The organism is Streptomyces tateyamensis, assembly GCF_003205575.1.
Taxonomy (GTDB): domain Bacteria; phylum Actinomycetota; class Actinomycetes; order Streptomycetales; family Streptomycetaceae; genus Kitasatospora; species Kitasatospora tateyamensis.
Window position 1 is genome coordinate 1 of record NZ_PYBW01000170.1, and the last position, 18,314, is coordinate 18,314.

General features: G+C 72.7%; 18 protein-coding genes. 10 read left to right on the top strand and 8 right to left on the bottom strand.

Annotation, left to right across the window (positions count from 1 at the left end; genetic code table 11):
* Positions 1 to 82: 82 nt before the first annotated feature.
* Positions 83 to 2,110 carry a thioredoxin domain-containing protein gene (locus C7C46_RS31140; RefSeq protein WP_110673277.1) on the top strand — a complete coding sequence of 676 codons (2,028 nt, stop codon included), beginning with the start codon at positions 83 to 85 and terminating at the stop codon, positions 2,108 to 2,110.
* Between the two features lie 54 nt (positions 2,111 to 2,164).
* Positions 2,165 to 3,016 (top strand): GNAT family N-acetyltransferase, encoded by an 852-nt coding sequence (locus C7C46_RS31145; RefSeq protein WP_110673290.1) that lies wholly within the window; start codon positions 2,165 to 2,167, stop codon positions 3,014 to 3,016.
* Between the two features lie 55 nt (positions 3,017 to 3,071).
* On the opposite strand, the gene C7C46_RS31150 is transcribed toward C7C46_RS31145, so the two are convergent.
* On the bottom strand, positions 3,072 to 3,995 hold the full coding sequence (locus tag C7C46_RS31150) for a hypothetical protein (RefSeq protein WP_110673278.1): 924 nt from the start codon (positions 3,993 to 3,995) through the stop codon (positions 3,072 to 3,074).
* A gap of 341 nt (positions 3,996 to 4,336) precedes the next feature.
* On the opposite strand from C7C46_RS31150, the gene C7C46_RS31155 reads away from it, so the two are divergent.
* The 3 genes from C7C46_RS31155 (at position 4,337) to C7C46_RS34520 (ending at position 6,458) form a co-directional block, all read left to right on the top strand.
* Positions 4,337 to 5,029, top strand: coding sequence for a papain-like cysteine protease family protein (locus tag C7C46_RS31155; protein WP_425470154.1), 693 nt, complete (start codon positions 4,337 to 4,339; stop codon positions 5,027 to 5,029).
* 10 nt (positions 5,030 to 5,039) lie between these two features.
* Complete coding sequence (locus C7C46_RS31160) at positions 5,040 to 5,846, top strand: hypothetical protein (protein ID WP_110673279.1); 807 nt, start codon at positions 5,040 to 5,042, stop codon at positions 5,844 to 5,846.
* Positions 5,847 to 6,077: 231 nt separating this feature from the next.
* The gene (locus tag C7C46_RS34520) at positions 6,078 to 6,458 is read left to right on the top strand and encodes a hypothetical protein (RefSeq protein ID WP_146259287.1); all 381 of its coding nucleotides are present in this window, start codon (positions 6,078 to 6,080) and stop codon (positions 6,456 to 6,458) included.
* Here C7C46_RS34520 and trhA read toward each other — a convergent pair.
* Entirely contained in the window at positions 6,354 to 7,064 is a 711-nt protein-coding gene (trhA, locus tag C7C46_RS31170) for a PAQR family membrane homeostasis protein TrhA (protein WP_425470155.1), read from the bottom strand. The two genes, C7C46_RS34520 and trhA, sit on opposite strands and share 105 nt — an antisense overlap.
* Before the next feature lie 243 nt (positions 7,065 to 7,307).
* Between trhA and C7C46_RS31175 the strand changes: the two genes are divergently transcribed.
* Positions 7,308 to 9,167 (top strand): phosphoenolpyruvate carboxykinase (GTP), encoded by a 1,860-nt coding sequence (locus C7C46_RS31175; RefSeq protein WP_110673282.1) that lies wholly within the window; start codon positions 7,308 to 7,310, stop codon positions 9,165 to 9,167.
* Between the two features lie 184 nt (positions 9,168 to 9,351).
* Here C7C46_RS31175 and C7C46_RS31180 read toward each other — a convergent pair whose 3' ends face one another.
* Positions 9,352 to 10,566, bottom strand: a complete 1,215-nt coding sequence (locus C7C46_RS31180; RefSeq protein ID WP_110673283.1) for a pyridoxal phosphate-dependent aminotransferase — start codon at positions 10,564 to 10,566, stop codon at positions 9,352 to 9,354.
* Positions 10,567 to 10,664: 98 nt separating this feature from the next.
* Positions 10,665 to 12,998: a protein kinase domain-containing protein gene (locus C7C46_RS31185; protein ID WP_110673284.1), complete on the bottom strand. Its 2,334-nt coding sequence runs from the start codon at positions 12,996 to 12,998 to the stop codon at positions 10,665 to 10,667.
* Positions 12,999 to 13,072: 74 nt separating this feature from the next.
* Between C7C46_RS31185 and C7C46_RS37615 the strand changes: the two genes are divergently transcribed.
* A complete protein-coding gene (locus C7C46_RS37615) occupies positions 13,073 to 13,774 on the top strand; it encodes a prepilin peptidase (protein ID WP_110673285.1) in 702 nt (233 codons plus the stop codon).
* Between the two features lie 32 nt (positions 13,775 to 13,806).
* Here C7C46_RS37615 and C7C46_RS31195 read toward each other — a convergent pair whose 3' ends face one another.
* On the bottom strand, positions 13,807 to 14,919 hold the full coding sequence (locus C7C46_RS31195; protein WP_342775456.1) for an alpha/beta hydrolase: 1,113 nt from the start codon (positions 14,917 to 14,919) through the stop codon (positions 13,807 to 13,809).
* Positions 14,920 to 14,980: 61 nt separating this feature from the next.
* Positions 14,981 to 15,892, bottom strand: a complete 912-nt coding sequence (locus C7C46_RS31200; RefSeq protein ID WP_110673286.1) for an SDR family oxidoreductase — start codon at positions 15,890 to 15,892, stop codon at positions 14,981 to 14,983.
* Between the two features lie 83 nt (positions 15,893 to 15,975).
* Here C7C46_RS31200 and C7C46_RS31205 point away from each other — a divergent pair, with 83 nt between their 5' ends.
* A complete protein-coding gene (locus tag C7C46_RS31205; RefSeq protein ID WP_110673287.1) occupies positions 15,976 to 16,548 on the top strand; it encodes a TetR/AcrR family transcriptional regulator in 573 nt (190 codons plus the stop codon).
* A 7-nt stretch (positions 16,549 to 16,555) separates the two neighbouring features.
* Here the strand turns inward: C7C46_RS31205 and C7C46_RS35485 are convergent, their stop codons facing one another.
* Together C7C46_RS35485 and C7C46_RS31210 are read right to left on the bottom strand one after the other, a co-directional pair.
* Positions 16,556 to 16,723 (bottom strand): hypothetical protein, encoded by a 168-nt coding sequence (locus C7C46_RS35485; protein ID WP_181442635.1) that lies wholly within the window; start codon positions 16,721 to 16,723, stop codon positions 16,556 to 16,558.
* Positions 16,724 to 16,844: 121 nt separating this feature from the next.
* Positions 16,845 to 17,105, bottom strand: coding sequence for a hypothetical protein (locus C7C46_RS31210; protein ID WP_245985239.1), 261 nt, complete (start codon positions 17,103 to 17,105; stop codon positions 16,845 to 16,847).
* 109 nt (positions 17,106 to 17,214) lie between these two features.
* Here C7C46_RS31210 and C7C46_RS31215 point away from each other — a divergent pair, with 109 nt between their 5' ends.
* Both C7C46_RS31215 and C7C46_RS31220 read left to right on the top strand, forming a co-directional pair.
* The gene (locus tag C7C46_RS31215) at positions 17,215 to 18,054 is read left to right on the top strand and encodes a helix-turn-helix domain-containing protein (protein WP_181442636.1); all 840 of its coding nucleotides are present in this window, start codon (positions 17,215 to 17,217) and stop codon (positions 18,052 to 18,054) included.
* On the top strand, positions 18,044 to 18,250 hold the full coding sequence (locus C7C46_RS31220) for a DUF397 domain-containing protein (RefSeq protein WP_110673289.1): 207 nt from the start codon (positions 18,044 to 18,046) through the stop codon (positions 18,248 to 18,250). Before C7C46_RS31215 ends, C7C46_RS31220 begins: the two co-directional genes overlap by 11 nt.
* The last annotated feature ends 64 nt before the right edge of the window (positions 18,251 to 18,314 follow it).

Below are 18,314 nucleotides of genomic sequence, written 5' to 3' on the forward strand. Positions count from 1 at the left end.
CACCAACTGTGGAACTCAGGAGTAGGGCGGGGGTTTGCGGGCCGAACCGGCAGGACCGTGTTGGCGTGAGAGGCTGGGTCGTATGAACCGGTTGGCTGGTGTGACCTCGCCTTATCTGCTTCAGCATGCCGACAATCCGGTCGACTGGTGGCCGTGGGGACCCGAGGCGTTCGAGGAAGCGAAACGGCGCAATGTACCCGTTCTGTTGTCAGTCGGTTACGCTGCGTGTCACTGGTGTCATGTGATGGCCCATGAGTCGTTCGAGGACGACGCGGTGGCCCGGTACCTGAACGAGCACTTCGTCTCGGTGAAGGTGGACCGGGAGGAGCGGCCGGATGTGGATGCCGTATACATGGAGGCGGTGCAGGCGGCTACCGGGCAGGGCGGGTGGCCGATGACGGTGTTCCTGACGCCGAGCAAGGAGCCGTTCTACTTCGGGACGTACTTCCCGCCCGAGCCGCGGCACGGGATGCCCGGCTTCCGGCAGGTGCTGGAGGGGGTCGAGGCCGCCTGGCGGGAGCGGCGGGACGAGGTGGCCGAGGTGGCGGGGCGGATCCGGGCGGAGCTCGCGGAGCGGGCCCGGGTGTACGGGGTCGGGGCAGGGGTGTCGGCGCCCGGGGAGCGGGAGCTGCACCAGGCGCTGGCGGGGTTGAGCCGCAGCTTCGACGCGGCCCGCGGCGGGTTCGGCGGGGCGCCCAAGTTCCCGCCGTCGATGGTGCTGGAGTTCCTGCTGCGCCACCATGCCCGCACCGGTTCTGCCGTGGCGTTGGAGCAGGCCGCGGCCACCGCGGAGGCGATGGCGCGCGGCGGCATCTACGACCAGCTCGGCGGCGGCTTCGCCCGGTACTCGGTGGACGCGGACTGGGTGGTCCCGCACTTCGAGAAGATGCTCTACGACAACGCGCTGCTGGCCCGGGTCTACCTGCACCTGTGGCGGGCCGGCCGGGACCCGCTGGCCCGGCGGGTGGCCGAGCAGACCGCCGACTTCATGGTGCGCGAACTCGTCACGCCGGAGGGCGGGTTCGCCTCCGCGCTGGATGCGGACAGCATCGAGGAGGGCAGCGGGGAGAGCCGCGAGGGGGCGTACTACGTCTGGACGCCCGAGGAGCTGACGAAGGTGCTGGGCGAGGCCGACGGGGAGTTGGCGGCCCGGCTGTTCGGGGTGACCCGGGAGGGGACCTTCGAGCAGGGGCGCTCGGTGCTGCAGCTGCCGGCCGAGCCCGAGGACGGTGCGGCCTACGAGCGGATCAGGGCCGCCCTGCTGGGCGCGCGCACCGAGCGGCCCGCCCCCGCGCGGGACGACAAGGTGGTCGCGGCCTGGAACGGCCTGGCGATCGCCGCCCTGGCCGAGTGCGGCGCGCTGCTGGAGCGGCCCGACCTGGTGGCGGCCGCCGAACGGGCCGCGGACCTGCTGCTCGCGGTGCACCTGACCGCCGACGGGCGCCTGCTGCGCACCTCGCGGCACGGCAAGGCGGGCGCCAACGCGGGGGTGCTGGAGGACTACGCCGACACGGCGGAGGGCTTCCTGGCGCTGTACGCCGTGACGGGCGAGGGGGAGTGGCTCTCGCTGGCGGGCGGACTGCTGGACCTGGTGCTGCGGCACTTCGGTGACGAGCAGTCAGGCGGCTTCTACGACGCGGCGGACGATGCGGAGGAGCTGATCCGCCGCCCGCAGGACCCGACCGACAACGCCACCCCGTCGGGGTGGACGGCGGCCGCGCAGGCCCTGCTGAGCTACGCCGCGTACACCGGTTCCGAGCGCCACCGCACCGCCGCCGAGCGCGCCCTGGGCGTGGTGGGCGCGCTGGCGGGCCAGGCACCGCGGTTCATCGGCTGGGGCCTGGCCGCCGCCGAGGCGCTGCTGGACGGGCCGCGTGAGATCGCCGTGGTCGGCCCCGCCGGGGACCCCCGGACGGCCGCGCTGCACCGCGCGGCGCTGCTGGCGACCGCGCCGGGGGCCGTGGTCGCGGTGGGCGAGGAGGGGGACGAGGCGCCGCTGCTCGCGGGGCGGACCATGCGCGGCGGGGAGCCGGCGGCGTACGTGTGCCGGCACTTCGTGTGCCAGGCGCCGACCACGGATCCGGAGGAGCTGGCGGCCCAGGTGAAGTAGGGCAGGGCGGAAAACCGGGTGCACCCGGGCGGCCCGGGGGCGCACGATCGCTGGATGACGTGGACCTTCAGTGAGTCGGTGGCCGAGTTCCAGCAGCACGCGGGGGAGTACCTGCGCGGTCGGCCGGTCGAGAACACCGTGCTGCTGACCCTGACCCACCAGCTCGCCGCGGGCGGGGCCGCCGGAGGCGATCCGGCGCTCGGGCCGCGGTTCGGCTGGTGGCGCCCGGGCCCCGGCGAGCCGGTCGCGGGCGCCTGCCTGCAGACCCCGCCGCAGCCGATCCGGCTGGGGACGATGCCGCCGGCGGCCGCCGTGCAACTGGCGGACACACTGCCGTGGCCGGAGCTCGCGGGCGCGGGCGGCCCGGCGGACCGGACGCGCGCCTTCGCGCAGCGCTGGAGCGAGCGGACCGGGGCCGCGGTCACCGTCAACCAGGAGCAGCGGCTCTTCCGCCTGGGCGGGTTGACGGCGCCGACCGAGGTCCCCGGGCGGCTGCGGCGGGGCACCGAGGCGGACGCGGAGCTGCTGGTGGACTGGTTCGCCCGGTTCGCCTCGGCGGTCGACTTCGCCCCGCGGGACGTGCCGGGGATCATCGCCCGTCGCCTCGGCAGCGACGACCTGCACCTGTGGGAGTACCCGGCGGGCCGTCCGGTCTCGATGGCGGGCCTGTCGCCGGTGCTGGCCGGCATGACCCGGATCGGGCCGGTGTACACGCCCGAGGACCAGCGCGGCCGCGGCTACGCGAGCGCCGTGACGGCGGCCGTCTCCGCGCTGGGGCGCGAGCGCGGGGCGAGGGAGGTCCTGCTCTTCACCGACCTGGCGAACCCGACCAGCAACTCGATCTACCAGAAGCTGGGGTACCGCCCGGTGGACGACAGCGTGATCCTCGACTTCCGGCGGGCGTAGCGGAGCAGCGGAAGTAGCGGCGGTGGCGGCGGTGGCGGCAACTCCGCCCCCGCTGCTACTCCCAACCCCACTCCACCCCCACCAGGCACGGCCCGAGCCCCGTGGCCACCACGTGCACGCAGCCCCGGCCGTCCAGGGTCAGCTCCTCCCGCTCGTGCGGCGCCACCCCCGGTGCGCGGCTCGCGAAGCGGTGGCAGCGCACCGGCAGCGCGGCCCGGTCGAAGGTGGCCTGGAGCACGTACTGGCCGGTGCCGGCGTTGAAGCCCCGCACGTACTCGGTGCTCGGCGCCGGTGCGGGCGCGTCGTCGAAGCCGTACCCGAGCAGGTGGGTCTCCCCGGCGCGCAGCCGGCGGTCCAGCAGCAGTTCGGCGATCACCAACTGGGCCGACCGGTCGCGCCGGATCCGCCCGGGGCGGCAGTTCTCCTCGGCCCGCACCCGCACTGACGAGACGTCGGATCCCGGGTCCCCCTGGTAGATCGCCAGGTACCGGTCGATCCCGTCCCGGTGCGCCCGCACCGCGTGCTGCGAGTCGCGGCTGACCAACTGCCGGTCGGGCCCGATCCGGATCCGCTCGATGTGGGCCACGGTGTGCACCCCGGTGTCGCGCGGGCCCGGCAGTTCGGCGAGCAGGCCGTCCACCGCCCGCGCGGGGCTGATCAGGTCCCGGTAGGGGCGGGTCGGCACCGGAGGTTCGGCGGCCGAGGGCACCCGCGGCCCGAGCAACCGGGTCAGCGAGTGGGCCGGCAACTCCAGCACCTCCTCCAGGGCCCGGACCGCGCGCAGCGACTCGGCCCGCTCGGGGCGGCGCCGGCCCTGCTGCCAGTAGCTCAGGCTGGTCACTCCGACGTGCACGCCGCGCTGCGCCAGGTGCTGCTGGACCCGGTGCAGGGCCAGCCCGCGCGCGGTCAGCGCGGTGCGCAGCGCGACGTGGAACGGTCCGGTGCGCAACACGGCGGCTAGGTCGGGCTGCTGGGGCACGGCGAGCTCCTCTCCCGTCCGGGCTGGGGGATCCGGACGCGACGGTCGCGCGGCGCGCGGCACCAGGCCCCAGGCCCCAGGCGTGAGACGCGAGTCGCGCGGCGCGACGGTGGTGAATATTCACACGCCGGTGTCGCCCTGTCACCCTCCCGGTGGGCAGCGGCTTGCGGCGTTCACACTCGCCGGACCGCGTTCACTTCGCGGGGCACCCCGCTCCGCACGCCGTTGACCAGCTCCGGTCAACGGTCGGATGCTCTCTCACACCCCGCCGCCGATCCGGACGGCGCCGGGCCGCGTGCCCCCCACTTCCCTTCCCTGCCCCCACGCAAGGAGGAACCGCCTTGTCCGCTCCAGGACGCCCCGCACTGCCCGGATCACCCGGCCCCGTCCCCAGAACCGGCCGGCTGCGCCGGGCCCTCGCCCTGGCGGCGCTCGCCGCCGTCGCCCCGGCCCTGACCGCCGTCACCAGCACCCCGGCCGTCGCCGCGACCGCCCCCACGGTCCGCGCCGCCGCCCCGGCTGCCGCCGCCCCCCGCACCGCCACCGCCGGCACCACCTGGCGCACCCTCAACCTGACGATGCAGCAGCAGCAGAACTCCAACTGGTGCTGGGCCGCCAGCGGCGACAGCATCGCCGGCTACTTCGGCTACAGCTACACCCAGAACCAGTTCTGCAACGCCGCCTTCGGACGGTCCGTCAACTCCAGCTGCCCGAACAGCCAGGCCGCGCTGGACGACGTGCAGAACGCGCTCAGCTGGATCGGCATCAACCCGGGCAGCTACGTCAACGGCTACCTGTACTACGCCACCGTGCAGAACGAGATCAACAGCAACCGCCCGGTGGAGACCCGGATCCAGTGGTCCTCCGGCGGCGGCCACATGGAGGTGCTGTACGGCTACGACACCAGCAACAACTGGGTCTACTGGGGCGACCCCTGGCCCTCCGACTACCGCTACAACTGGGCGGACTACGGCTACTACGTGAGCAACAGCTCCTTCTCCTGGACCCACTCCCTGTACCGGATCGGCGCGTGAGGAGGCCCCGATGAAGCTCACCCGGATCACCGCGACCCTGACCGCCGCCCTCGCCCTCACCGCCCTGGCGGCTCCGCTGGCGGCGGCCGACGAGGCCCCCGCCACCGTGGCCCCGAGCGACCTGGCCGCCGCCCGCAGTGCGGCCCAGTCCCCGGCCGTGCTCGACCAACTCGGCCACTTCTTCGCCCGCAAGGGCGTCCCGCCCACCAAGCCGCTCGCGGTCTCCGCCGCCACCGAGGCGCAGGCCGCCGCGGCTGCGGCCCCGGCCCTGGTCGGCGACACCGTCCCCGTCTACACGCTGGACCCGGCCTTCGTGGCGGGCACCGCCGGTGCCCCGGTGGCCAGGGTGGACTTCACGGCCACCAAGGCGGTCTCCGCCGACGGTCGCAGCGCCTCGGTCTGGACGGTGCGTCAGAACGACCACTGGCAGGTGGTGAACATCGCCTCCGGCAGCGACGAGACCGACTACGCGGCCCGCGGCGCGGCCGGCGGTGGCGGCACCGTCTTCCGCGAGCCGCAGCTGAACGCCTGGTACGTGCTGCGCGGCGGCCGGGTGCTCCCGCTGGACGCGGAGGCCCGCACCTCGGTGGGCGGCGGGGTCAGCCTGGCCGCCTACCAGAAGCTGGTGCACCAGCGGTACGGCGACAAGCTGCCCGGCTCCGGCTACGACAAGGCGGGCCTGGGCGGCGGCTTCTCCACGGCGGGGGCGGCCGGTCAGGGCGACGGCCTGACCGGCGTGCTGGCCGCCGGCGCCCTCGGCGTCACCGCCCTGGCGGGTGCGGCGCTGGCCCTGCGCAGGCGAACCGGCACCGGCTGACCCCGCACCGGCACCGCCTGACGCCCCATCAGGCACAATAGGCAGCCCCGCACGGGAACACCCGTGCGGGGCTGCTGGTAGGTCCGGACACCTTAGGGCATTCGGTGCCCCGGGCGGCACCCGATGTTGAAGAAACATTGATGCATTGTTCGCTCGCCGTCGACTACGGCCAGTGACTGTCGGTGGATACGATGTGCCACTGGGTCAGGACGGGGAGAGGTGGCGACGGCCGTGAAGGACACTCGGGACCTGCAGTTCTGGGGCACGGTCGTCGTGGTCGCCGCAGCGCTCGCCGTGGTCGCCGCCTACCTGGCCGACGGTGCCCCGCTGGTCTGGGCGGTCGCCTCGGTCGAGGCGGTGCTGGTGATGATCCACGTCGGCCGCCGGTTCCGCCCCGCCGGCCACGGGTACTACGGCCACGACAGCCGCCCGGACAGCGCGCACTGCGACCGCTGCCGCCGGGCCCGCGAGCAGCGCGGCCCGGTCCCGGCGGTCGGCCACCCGTACTCAGGCCGCCTTGTAGGCGATCAGCGAGATGCCCACGTACTGCACGATGAAGGCCCCGAGGGTGAAGGCGTGGAAGACCTCGTGGAAACCGAACCAACGCGGTGACGGATTGGGCCGCTTGAGCCCGTAGACCACGCCGCCCGCGCTGTAGAGCAGCCCGCCCGCGACCATCAGGCTGATCACGGCGACCCCGCCGGTGCGCAGGAAGTCGGGCAGGAAGAAGACCGCCGCCCAGCCCAGCGCGAGGTAGCAGGGCGTGTAGAGCCAGCGGGGCGCGCCGACCCAGAACACCCGGAACGCGATGCCGGCCAGGGCGCCGCCCCAGACCAGCCAGAGCAGCAGCTGCCGCCGTCCGCCGTGCAGCAGCAGGATGGTGAACGGCGTGTAGGACCCCGCGATGATCAGGAAGATGTTCGCGTGGTCCAGCCGGCGCAGCACCGCGTCGCCGCGCGGGCCCCAGTCGAAGCGGTGGTAGAGCGCGCTCACCCCGAACAGCAGCCAGGCGCTCACCGCGTACACCGTGCAGGCGATCCGGCCCTCGGTCGAGTCGGCCAGGCAGATCAGCACGATCCCCGCCGCCACCGCCGCCGGGAACATCCCCGCGTGCAGCCATCCGCGCCAGGCCGGCTTGGCCTCGCGCACCGGGGTCACTTCCGCCACCACAGTTTCCACAGCACCACCCTCGAGCCGGTCCGCAGTCATGGGCGCCATGCTACCTACGGAGCCGTAGGTTACTTCCAAGTAGGAAGTGGGACGCGTCACTTTTGGCCAATGTGGTGCGTTCGGATGTGACCTAGTCGATCTCCAGCCCTTCCGGGAGAGCCTCCTGGAGGCCCTCTTTTTGTCCATGACGTAGCAAAACTTGCTTCAAAACCGACAGCATGCCGTGTTGGGGGTCGAAAGTCGGAGCTACGCTGCTAAGCACCCTCAACCCCCGGACGCCTGACTCACGGCATGAGTCGGCGTGAAGGAGCGATCGTGTCGCAGGAGAATCTCGCCGTCAGCACGGCAGCCCCCACCCGCCACGCCCGCCTGTTGGCCTGGGTCAACGAGATCGCCGAACTCACCCAGCCGGACCGCATCGAGTGGTGCGACGGCTCGGAGGAGGAGTACCAGCGCCTCGCCGACCTGCTGGTGGCTCAGGGCACCTTCAAGAAGCTGAACCCCGCCAAGCGCCCCAACTCGTACTACGCCGCCTCGGACCCGAGCGACGTGGCCCGGGTCGAGGACCGCACCTTCATCTGCTCCGAGCAGGAGCAGGACGCGGGCCCGACCAACCACTGGAAGGCTCCCGCCGAGATGCGTGAGATCTTCCAGGGCGCGAACGGCGAGGGCGGCCTGTTCCGCGGCTCCATGAAGGGCCGCACGATGTACGTCGTGCCGTTCTCGATGGGCCCGGTCGGCTCCCCGCTGGCGGCCTACGGCGTCGAGATCACCGACTCCGCCTACGTGGCCGTCTCCATGCGCGTGATGACCCGGATGGGCCAGGCCGTGCTGGACCAGCTCGGCGAGGACGGCGAGTTCGTCAAGGCCGTGCACACCCTCGGCGCCCCGCTGGCCGAGGGCGAGGCGGACGTCCCGTGGCCGTGCAACAGCACCAAGTACATCTCGCACTTCCCCGAGACCCGCGAGATCTGGTCCTACGGCTCCGGCTACGGCGGCAACGCGCTGCTCGGCAAGAAGTGCTACGCGCTGCGGATCGCCTCCACCATGGCCCGGGACGAGGGCTGGCTGGCCGAGCACATGCTGGTGCTCAAGCTGACCGCGCCCAACCAGGACGTGAAGTACATCGCGGCCGCCTTCCCGAGCGCCTGCGGCAAGACCAACCTGGCCATGCTCCAGCCCACCATCCCGGGCTGGAAGGTGGAGACCATCGGCGACGACATCGCCTGGATGCGGTTCGGCGCCGACGGCCGGCTCTACGCGATCAACCCGGAGGCGGGCTTCTTCGGCGTCGCCCCGGGCACCGGCACCGAGACCAACGCCAACGCGATCGACACGCTGTACGGCAACACCGTCTTCACCAACGTCGCGCTGACCGACGACGGCGACGTGTGGTGGGAGGGCCTGACCGAGGAGCCGCCGGCCCACCTGACCGACTGGCGCGGCAACGACTGGACCCCGGCCTCGGACACCCCGGCCGCCCACCCGAACGCCCGCTTCGCGGTGCCGGCCGCCCAGTGCCCGACCATCGCCCCGGAGTGGGAGGACCAGGCGGGCGTGCCGATCTCGGCCATCCTGTTCGGCGGCCGCCGGGCCACCGCCGTCCCGCTGGTCACCGAGTCCTTCGACTGGCAGCACGGCGTCTTCCTGGGCTCCAACATCGCCTCGGAGAAGACCGCCGCCGCCGAGGGCACCGTGGGCGAGCTGCGCCGCGACCCGTTCGCGATGCTGCCGTTCTGCGGCTACAACATGGGCGACTACTTCGCCCACTGGCTGAAGCTGGGCGCGGCCGCGGACGCCGAGAAGCTGCCGAAGATCTACTACGTCAACTGGTTCCGCAAGGACGCCGCCGGCAAGTTCGTCTGGCCGGGCTACGGCGAGAACAGCCGGGTGCTCAAGTGGATCGTCGAGCGCCTGCAGGGCACCGCGGCCGGCGTGGAGAGCCCGATCGGCGTGCTGCCCGCCAAGGACGCCCTGGACCTGGACGGCCTGGAGCTCAGCGAGGCCGAGCTGGACCTGCTGCTCTCGGTCGACCCCGAGATCTGGCGGCAGGAGGCGGCGCTGATCCCGGCGCACCTGGAGCTGTTCGGGGAGCACACCCCCGAGGCGCTCTGGGACGAGTACCGGGCGCTGGTCAAGCGCCTGGGCTGACCCCCGCGAACCACGGTCGACGCGGCATCAGCTGAGCCCTCAACAGCTGATTCCGCGTCGGCCGGAAGCAGGAACACCGGCGGCCGCGGCCTTCGGTACGGCGGTCCTTCCCCGACCAAGGATCACAGGGACCGCCGTGCCGTAGCCCGCGGCCGCCGGCGTCGTGCCCGGGAGCCCCGCGGGCTCAGAGCTGCACGTAGCCGGAGAGGAACTCGCCGATCCTGGTCACCGCGTCCTCGATCTCCTCCGGGCGCGGCAGCGTGACCAGCCGGAAGTGGTCCGGCTCCGGCCAGTTGAAGCCGGTGCCCTGGACGATCAGGATCCGCTGCGAGCGCAGCAGGTCCAGCACCATCTGCGCGTCGTCCTTGATCTTGTACACCGCCGGGTCCAGCCGCGGGAACGCGTACAGCGCGCCCTTCGGCTTCACGCAGCTGACCCCGGGGATCTCGTTCAGCAGCCGGTAGGCGGCGTCGCGCGACTCCAGCAGCCGGCCGCCCGGCAGGATCAGGTCCTTGATCGACTGCCGGCCGCCGAGCGCCGCGGCCACCGCGTGCTGGGCGGGCATGTTGGCGCACAGCCGCATGCTGGCCAGTACGGTCAGGCCCTCGATGTAGCTGCGGGCCCGGTGCCGGTCGCCGGAGAGCACCATCCAGCCGGACCGGAAGCCGGCCACCCGGTAGGCCTTGGACATCCCGTTGAAGGTGACGCAGAACAGGTCGGGGGCCAGGGTGGCCAGCGGTACGTGCTCGGCGTCGTCGTAGAGGATCTTGTCGTAGATCTCGTCCGCGTAGACCACCAGGTCGTGCCGGCGGGCGATCTCGACGATGCCCTCCAGCACCTCGCGCGGGTAGACCGAGCCGGTGGGGTTGTTCGGGTTGATCACCACGATGGCCCGGGTGCGGTCGGTCACCTTGGCCGCGATGTCGGCCAGGTCCGGGTACCACTCGGACTGCTCGTCGCAGCGGTAGTGCACCGCGGTGCCGCCGGCCAGGCTGACCGAGGCGGTCCACAGCGGGTAGTCCGGGGCCGGGACCAGCACCTCGTCCCCGTCGTCCAGCAGCGCGGTCATGGCCAGCTGGATCAGCTCGGAGACGCCGTTGCCGAGGAAGACGTCCTCGACGCCCAGCCCGTGCAGGCCGCGCTCCTCGTAGTGCATGACCACCGCGCGGCGCGCCGAGAGCAGGCCCTTGGAGTCGCCGTAGCCGTGCGCGCCGGACAGGTTGCGCAGGATGTCCTGCAGGATCTCCGGCGGCGCGTCGAAGCCGAACGCGGCGGGATTGCCGGTGTTCAGCTTGAGGATGCGATGTCCCTGGTCCTCCAGTCGCATCGCCTCATCGAGCACCGGTCCGCGGATGTCGTAGCAGACATTGGCGAGCTTGCTGGACTGGATGACCTGCATGCGCAAACTGTACGGGGCCGCCACCCCGGCCCGCGCGTGTTCTTGACCACGTGGTTCTCCCCTGCGCCCAGGGGAGAACCACGTGGTCCGGGGGCCGGTCAGACCGGCGGCAGGCAGTACACGGTGGACTGGAACACCGCGAAGAGCCGCTCGCCGTCCGTGGACAGGTACCAGTCGTCGCCGGTGTTCAGACCGTTCTTGAAGGTCCAGCGCACCTTGGCGTGCTTGGTGTCCACCGCGTACAGGCCCTCGTCGCCCTTGCCGGGGACGAACAGGGTGTCGTGCACCAGCACCGGCGGGACCAGCCCGGAGGGGGACCGGGGCAGCGGGCAGGTCCACAGCTTCGTGCCGTCCTTGGCGCTCCAGGCGGAGACCGAGGCGGAGCCGTCGCTGCCGTAGACCACCCCGCCGCTCGCCGTGACGGGGGTGAACATGCCGAGCTGGCCGGCCGGCAGCTGGATCTTCCACTGCTGCACGCCGTCGCTCAGCCGCACCGCCTGCAGGCCGGTGCCGCCCACCAGGCAGTACGCCTGGGTGTCGTCGGCGGCGGGCTGGAAGGCCGCCTTGGCCCCGGTGTCGGCGAACCAGAGCTGCTGGCCGGTCGCACCGCCGCGGGCCACCAGGTTCGCGTCGGCGTCGGTGTAGAAGACGTTGCCGCCGGCCACCATGCTGGAGATGAAGACGGTGTCGGTGCCCTTCTTGCGCTCCTGGAACCAGGCCACCTGCTTGGTGTCCAGCGCGAAGGCCAGCACCCCGCTGGTGCTGGCGAAGTTGGCGTCCGTCAGGTCCGCCAGCAGGTAGAGGTGCTTGTCGTCCACGCCGAGCAGCCGGTTGGCGTTGATCGTCCGGTTGTCGGTGGAACGGTTGGCGGACTGCCAGTTGGGGGCGCTGGTCCTGAGGTCGTAGCCGGCCGCGCCGCCCAGCGCGCTGACGTACACGTCGTTGCCGTGCGCGGCCATCTCGATCGCCTGCACGTCCCGGCGGGCCCACTGCTCCTTGCCACTGGCCGGGTCCAGCGCGACCAGCGCGTCGCCCGGCGGCAGCAGCAGGCCGCCGGCGAACTGCGCCGGGCCCAGGCCGAGCCGGCCCTTGGCCGGGTAGGTCCACAGCGGGCCGGGCGGCACCCCGTCGGCGCGGGTGGCGGTGGGTGCGGGCAGCGGCACGGTGCCGGTCGAGGCGGCGCTGTCGGGCGCGGGGGAGGGGCTGGTGCTGCCGCCCGCGACCGGCTTGCCGCCGTGGCCGCTCAGCGCCCAGCCGATGCCGCCGGCCGCGGCCAGCGCCAGCACGCCGCCGCCGGCCACCAGCAGGTTGCGGCGTGACGGCTTCGGCCCGGGGGCGGCCGGCTGCGGCAGGGTCGGTGCGCCGCCGCCGTGCTGCGCGGCGCCCAGCTGCACGGTGCCGGGGCCGCCGGTGGTGCCGGGCGGCCCGGCGGCGCCGCCGAGCTGCATGGTGCCCGGGTCGGCCACCGCGTGACCGTCGGTGGTGGTCGGCGAGTACGCCGCCTGCGCGGCGGGGGCCGGGGAGCCGTTGCGCACCGGCGCCTCCAGGTCCATCACCGCGGCGGCGTGCCGGGCCAGCGCGGAGGCCACCGGCACCGGCAGCCAGCCGTCGCGCAGCAGCGAGTCCGGGCCGTCGGGGGCCAGCATCGCGCTCAGCTGCTCGGGGGTGGGCCGGCGGGCCGGCTCCTTGGCCAGGCAGGCGCCGACCGCCTCGCGCAGCGAGGCGGGCAGCTCGCCCAGGTCGGCCTGGTCGTGCACCACCCGGTAGAGCTGGGCGGCCGGTCCCGACTCGCTCTCGAACGGGCCGTGCCCGCAGGCCGCGTAGAGCAGCACCGAGCCGAGCGAGAAGACGTCACTGGCCGGGGTCATCGCCAGCCCGGCCGCCTGCTCCGGCGACATGTAGCCGGGCGAGCCGACCACCACGCCGGTGCGGGTCATCTGGTCGCCGTCCATCGCGCGGGCGATGCCGAAGTCGATCACCCGCGGGCCGTCGGCGGCCAGCAGCACGTTGGAGGGCTTGAGGTCGCGGTGCACCAGCCCGGCCGCGTGCACCGCGCGCAGCGCCTGGGCCAGGCCGACGCCCAGTGCCCGCACCGAGTGCTCGGGCAGCGGGCCGTACCGGCCCACCGCATCGGTCAGCGAGGGGCCCAGCACGTAGGCGGTGGCCAACCAGGGCTGCGCGCCCGAGACTTCGGCGTCCACCACCGGCGCGGTGTAGGTGCCGTCCACCGCCCGGGCCGCCGCCACCTCCCGGCCGAACCGGGTCAGGAACTCCTGGTCGCCCGCGAGTTCGCCGCGGACCACCTTGACGGCCACCGTCCGTCCGCCGGCGCTGCGGGCCAGGTAGACCCGGCCCATGCCACCGACCCCGAGCCTGGCGATGAGTCGGTACGGGCCGATCGCCTCGGGATCGGTGCTGTCCAACGGCTCCATGGAGCTCCCCCTTACGGTACGAATCAAGCGAGCAGATCGTACGGGGCGTGGCTGTGCCGCGGCAGGGTAGAGGGGTGTTCGTGATACCGGAGATCGTGGGCGCGATCGGTGGGGCGGCGGTGGCGCCGGTGCTGCGCGGCGCGGTGGCGCGGTACGCGGTGGCGTCCGGGGAGCCGTTGGGGCGGTGCGGGTGCGGCCGGGTGCCGCGCTGGCTGCCCCCGACCGGGCGCTGCCCGAGCTGCGGCACGCCGAGTCAGCCCGCGCCGCTGAGCGTGGAGTTGGCGAGCGCCGCGGTCGGGGCGGCAGTCGGGTCGGCGGTGGCATGGCCGATCGGTCCGGCGCTGGTCTGGGTGGCGCTGTTCGGGGTGGTGCTGGCCTTCGTGGACATGGCCGTGCACCGGCTGCCGGACGCGCTGACGCTGCCGCTGGGCCTGGGCACGGCGGTGCTGCTGGTGGCGGCCGCGCTGCTGGACCACCGGCCGCGGGTGCTGCTGGGCTGCCTGCTGGCGGCCGCGGTGCTCTTCCTGGTCTACGGGCTGCTCGCGCTGCTCGGTCCGATGGGCCTCGGGGACGTCAAACTCGCCCCCACGCTGGCGGCACTGCTCGCCTGGTACGGCTGGCGCGCGGTCTACCAGGGCGTGCTGGCGGGCTTCCTGCTGGCGGCGGTCCTGGGCGTGGTCCTGCTGGCGACCCGGCGGGCCGGGCGCAAGGACCCGCTGCCGTTCGGGCCCTGCCTGCTGCTGGGCGCACTGCTCGGGGTGCTGGCGGGGGGCTGACCTGGGGTCAGCCCCCCGTTCCTGCCGACCGCTCAGGCCTTCACGTGCTGGCTGAGCCAGGTGAAGGCGGTCGGCACCATCGGCTTCCAGGTGGAGGTCAGGTGCGGGCCGGTGGTCTCCACCGGGTCGACCGTGGTCGGCGCCTTGGCGGCCTTCTGCAGTGCCTGCGCGTCCTCCAGCCCGTCGCCCTTGCGCCCGGTGACGTAGAGCGCGACGTCCGGCGGGGTCTGGGCGTGGGTCAGCAGGTAGAGCGGGTTGGAGACCTGGCGCAGGTGCGAGTCCTTGGCGGTCAGCGAGTCCGGCTCGCCGATCGGGTCGTTGTAGCCGGACATCGCGACGGCCGCGTGGAACCGGTTCGGGTGGGCGACGGCCAGCCGGACGGCGCAGTGCGCGCCGGCCGAGTAGCCGGCCACCGCCCAGTGCGCGGCGGCCGGGTCGACCCGGAAGTTGTCGAGCACCAGCTGCGGCACGTCGCGCCACAGCCAGGTCTCGGCGTTCACCTTGCCCGGCACGTCCGCGCAGCCGGTGTCCTGGTGTCCGGGGAGCAGGGTCACCCGCGGCGAGACCAGGATGAACGGGGCGACCTGGCCCGACTTCATCAGCGGGGCCAGCTGCTTGGAGACGTCCATGCTGCCGAACCAGGCCGAGGCCGAGCCCGGGAAGCCGGCCAGCAGCTCGACCACGGGGAAGGTCTTGCCCTGGTAGGCGGGGTCGTCGTACTGCGGGGGCGTCCAGACCAGCACCTCGCCGTCCACCCCTGACAGGCGGCCCTTGAGCTGGGTCTCCTTCACGTCCTTGGGCACTGACGGGTCGTCCACCGCCTGCCACTGCTGGACGACCTTGGGCTGGTCCGGCCCGTTGGCCGCCGCCGTACCGTCGGCCGACGGCGGCACGGGCACCGCCCGGACGTGGCTGTCCGAGCCCAGCAGGTCGCCCCAGGTCGCGTAGAGCTGGTTGGCGTTGTTCACCAGCACGAACACCATCAGTACCGCGGTCGCCTGGGCGAACAGCACCAGGCCGAGCCGCCCGGCGGTCTGGAGTGCCCTGGGCCCCCGCACCCGGGCCCACACCGTCATCAGCACCACGACGGAGAGCGGGACCAGCAGGACGGAGAGGACGAGGAACGGGGTGCCCGTGAGTTTCATATGAGTAAGGACTTGCGCAACTGTTGATCGGTTGCGCAGGAACTGATCGTTCGGTGCCTGTTCACCCGGCGGGGCGGAAGTAGTGCCCGTTGGCCGAGTCGGCCATGTCGGCCAGCAGGTCCGGGTGGGCCGGGCGCCAGTCGAGCAGCTCCTCGGTGCGGGCGCCGGAGGCGGGCAGGTCCGCCGGGACGAGGAAGCTCAGGAAGCCGAAGTGCTGCTCGACCCGCTCGGCCGGGACGGACTCGACCGGCAGGCCGAGGCCCTTGCCGATCGCCTCCGCGAGCACCCGGAACGGGATCCCCTCGTCGCCCACCACGGCCAGCCGGGAGCCGGCCGGGGCCTGCTCCAGCGCCAGCCGGTAGACCCGGGCGGCGTCCAGCGTGTGGCAGGCCGGCCAGCGGTTGCCGCCGTCGCCCGGGTAGCCGGAGAAGCCGGCGGCGCGGGCGATCGCGATCAGGGTGGGCAGGAAGCCGTGCCCGTCCAAGGTGCTGTGCACGATCGGCGGCAGCCGCACCACGGTGGCGCGGACCCCGGTGTCGGCGAGCCGCAGCAGCGTGTTCTCCGCCGCGCCGCGCGGGGCGGCGTCGGGCTTCGGATCGTCCTCGGTGACCGGGGTGCCCGGGGTGGCGGAGGCCCCGGTGCCGGAGGTGCCGACGAAGACCTTGCCGGCCAGCTCGCTGCCGAGCGCGCGGATCACTTCCAGGTCGATGGCGGTGGCCCGGGCGTAGTCGCCGCTGACCAGCAGGTCGTGGCGGAAGGCGAGGTGGATCACCCCGTCGGCCTCCCGCGCGGCCGCGCGCAGGGTGTCGAGGTCGTCCAGGGTGGCGAGCAACGGCTCGGCGCCGAGGGCGGTGAGCGCGTCGGCCCCGGCCTCGGTGCGGGTGAGGCCGACCACCTGGTGGCCGGCGGAGAGGAGTTCGGGGACGACGGCCGAGCCGATGTGACCGGTCGCGCCGGTGACGAAGACGCGCATGGCAACCTCCGGAGTGATGGGACTTTGTCCTGTCACTACCGTAGCAGGTGATGGGACAAAGTCCCATCGCCTAGGATGTGGTCATGAGCCGATGGGAGCCGAACGCGCGCGAGCGCCTGCAACAGGCAGCGCTGGACCTGTTCGTGGAGCGCGGCTACGAGAGCACGGCGGTCGCCGAGATCGCCGAGCGGGCCGGCCTGGCGAAGAGCACCTTCTTCCGGCACTTCCGGGACAAGCGCGAGGTGCTGTTCGGCGGCGGCGAGCTGCTGGGCGAGCTGTTCACGACCGGGGTCGCGCAGGCTCCCGGGGACGCGACGCCGCTGGCGATGGTCGGCGCGGCGCTGGAGGCGGTGCAGGCCGCGTTCCCCGCGGAGCGGCGGGACTGGGTGCGGCAGCGGACGGCCGTGGTACAGGCCAACGACGAACTGCGCGAGCGCGAGCTGCTCAAGGCGGCGTCGCTGGTCGAGGTGCTGGTGCGGGCGCTGCGCGAGCGCGGGGTGGCCGAGCCGGTGGCGCGGCTGGCGGCGGCCCTGGGGTACCAGGCGTTCCCGGCCGCGCTTGCGCGCTGGACAGAGCCGGGCGAGCGCCGCGAGTTCGCCGAGCTGGCGCGCCAGGAGCTGGCGCGGCTGCACGCAGCGGTCGCGAAGCTGGGCTGAGGGGCGCTCAGGCCGGTTTGCACAACCGGCATCCGCAGGGCGGCCACTCGCCGGTGAGGGGGCGGGTGTAGGGCTCGCCGAGGCGGACGGACTCGCGGTGCAGGGGGATGCGGCGACCGGCGGGGGTGATCCGGTAGACGCGCAGGGTCATCAGGCTCTTGCGGTTGCTGCTCATGGGGGTGGACCTCACTCGGTGGTGCAGATGGGGCAGTTGGGCCAGCTGAGGGGGCACCCGGGCGCGGGCCGGCGGGTACGGGCGACGGTGGCGCGCAGTCGGCGCAGGACCAGGGCGATGGTCAAAGGGTGCTGCGCCTACGGGAGTTGAGGCCGTCCTGGAGGAGATCGGTGATCTTCTCGGCGGTCTCGAAGGTCACCCGCCCGAGATCGAGGAGCACCTCGCCGGTGAAGCGGCCCTCCTGGTGGTCCACGGCGGCCGAGGGCAGCGAGATCCCGTCGAGCGCGAGGGCGGCGCGCAATTCCTCCAGGGCGGCGGTGGCTTGGGCGCGCTGCTGGGCGATGAGGCGGGCCAGGCGAGAGGGTTGGTTGCTGTGGGTCATCGGGTGATTCCCTTCTGTTGCGATTTCACCTCCAAGCATCGGTGGATGTGCTTACGATCGGAAGGCCTTCAAGCTGCCAGTGCACGCCAGGGGAATCGAGGCAAGTGCCGTGAATCGAAAGAAGCTTGATCCGAAGTCAGGTCCGTACGCCCCGTTCGGCATCCAACTGCGCAGGCTGCGGGAGGAGAAGGGGTGGACGCAGGGTGAGCTGGGTCGACGGATGGGGTACTCGGACACCCACATCTCGGCCGTAGAAACGGCTCTCAAATCCCCGAAGCTTGAGTTCGCACTGGCGGCCGATAAGGCGCTCGACAGCGGGAACCAGCTGGAGCTGCTGTGGTGGTCGGCCCAGCACGGCGCGTTGATCGAGGGTCTGCCGGAGTACCTCAACATCGAGGCCAAGGCCATTGCCATGCGGATGTTCGAGATCAACATCATCCCGGCGATCCTCCAAACGCTTGAGTACGCCAGGGTCTACGAGACTGCGCTCGTAGCGCGTGGCCGCAGCACCGCAGAGCAGGTGGAGGAGCGAATGAACCTGCTTCAGAGCCGTCAGCGATGTTTCGAGCGGTCGCCCATGCCGACCGTTCATGCGGTGCTGGATGAAGCCTGCCTGCGGCGGCCGATCGGCGGGGCGCAGGTGATGGCCCGGCAGCTGAGGCATCTGGAGACGATGGCGCAGTGTCCGGGTGTCACGATCCAGGTGGCCCCGTTCGAACTGGGCGAGGACCGTCCGTTCTACCACCCGGTGTGGTTGCTGACGCTCCCTCATCGCGCGATGGTGGGGTATGGGGAGACGCTGAAGCGCGGATTCCTTGAGCGTGACGCGGATACTGTGGCGGAGTGGGCGCGGGACTACGATCAGCTCCAGGTGGAGGCGCTTTCCCGGGCTGCGTCTCTCCGCTTCATCCGCCGTCTTCGAGAGGAGTTCGAGAAGCATGCAGCGTGAACTCTCCGCTACTACTTGGCGCAAGAGCTCGTTCAGCGGCCAGGGAGCCAACTGCATCGAGATCGCCGAGAGCTTCCCGAGCATGGTGCCGGTCCGCGACTCCAAGGACCCCGAAGGTCCGGTCCTCACCTTCCCGGACCAAGCCTTCGCCGCCTTCGTCACCGCCGTCAAGTCCGGTGCGCTGCACCTGCGCTAGGCACTGTGCGCCTGCCCCGGATCCGACGAGGGCCCACACCGCTCCGGTGTGGGCCCTCGTCGGA

Coding starts and splice junctions, on each gene's coding strand:
- C7C46_RS31175 (WP_110673282.1), top strand. CDS start 7,308: ATGAGTCGGCGTGAAGGAGCGATCGTGTCGCAGGAGAATCTCGCCGTC.
- C7C46_RS31180 (WP_110673283.1), bottom strand. CDS start 10,566: ATGCAGGTCATCCAGTCCAGCAAGCTCGCCAATGTCTGCTACGACATC.
- C7C46_RS31140 (WP_110673277.1), top strand. CDS start 83: ATGAACCGGTTGGCTGGTGTGACCTCGCCTTATCTGCTTCAGCATGCC.
- C7C46_RS31220 (WP_110673289.1), top strand. CDS start 18,044: ATGCAGCGTGAACTCTCCGCTACTACTTGGCGCAAGAGCTCGTTCAGC.
- C7C46_RS31145 (WP_110673290.1), top strand. CDS start 2,165: ATGACGTGGACCTTCAGTGAGTCGGTGGCCGAGTTCCAGCAGCACGCG.
- C7C46_RS31200 (WP_110673286.1), bottom strand. CDS start 15,892: ATGCGCGTCTTCGTCACCGGCGCGACCGGTCACATCGGCTCGGCCGTC.
- C7C46_RS31185 (WP_110673284.1), bottom strand. CDS start 12,998: ATGGAGCCGTTGGACAGCACCGATCCCGAGGCGATCGGCCCGTACCGA.
- C7C46_RS35485 (WP_181442635.1), bottom strand. CDS start 16,723: ATGAGCAGCAACCGCAAGAGCCTGATGACCCTGCGCGTCTACCGGATC.
- trhA (WP_425470155.1), bottom strand. CDS start 7,064: ATGGCGCCCATGACTGCGGACCGGCTCGAGGGTGGTGCTGTGGAAACT.
- C7C46_RS31210 (WP_245985239.1), bottom strand. CDS start 17,105: ATGACCCACAGCAACCAACCCTCTCGCCTGGCCCGCCTCATCGCCCAG.
- C7C46_RS31195 (WP_342775456.1), bottom strand. CDS start 14,919: ATGAAACTCACGGGCACCCCGTTCCTCGTCCTCTCCGTCCTGCTGGTC.
- C7C46_RS31160 (WP_110673279.1), top strand. CDS start 5,040: ATGAAGCTCACCCGGATCACCGCGACCCTGACCGCCGCCCTCGCCCTC.
- C7C46_RS31205 (WP_110673287.1), top strand. CDS start 15,976: ATGAGCCGATGGGAGCCGAACGCGCGCGAGCGCCTGCAACAGGCAGCG.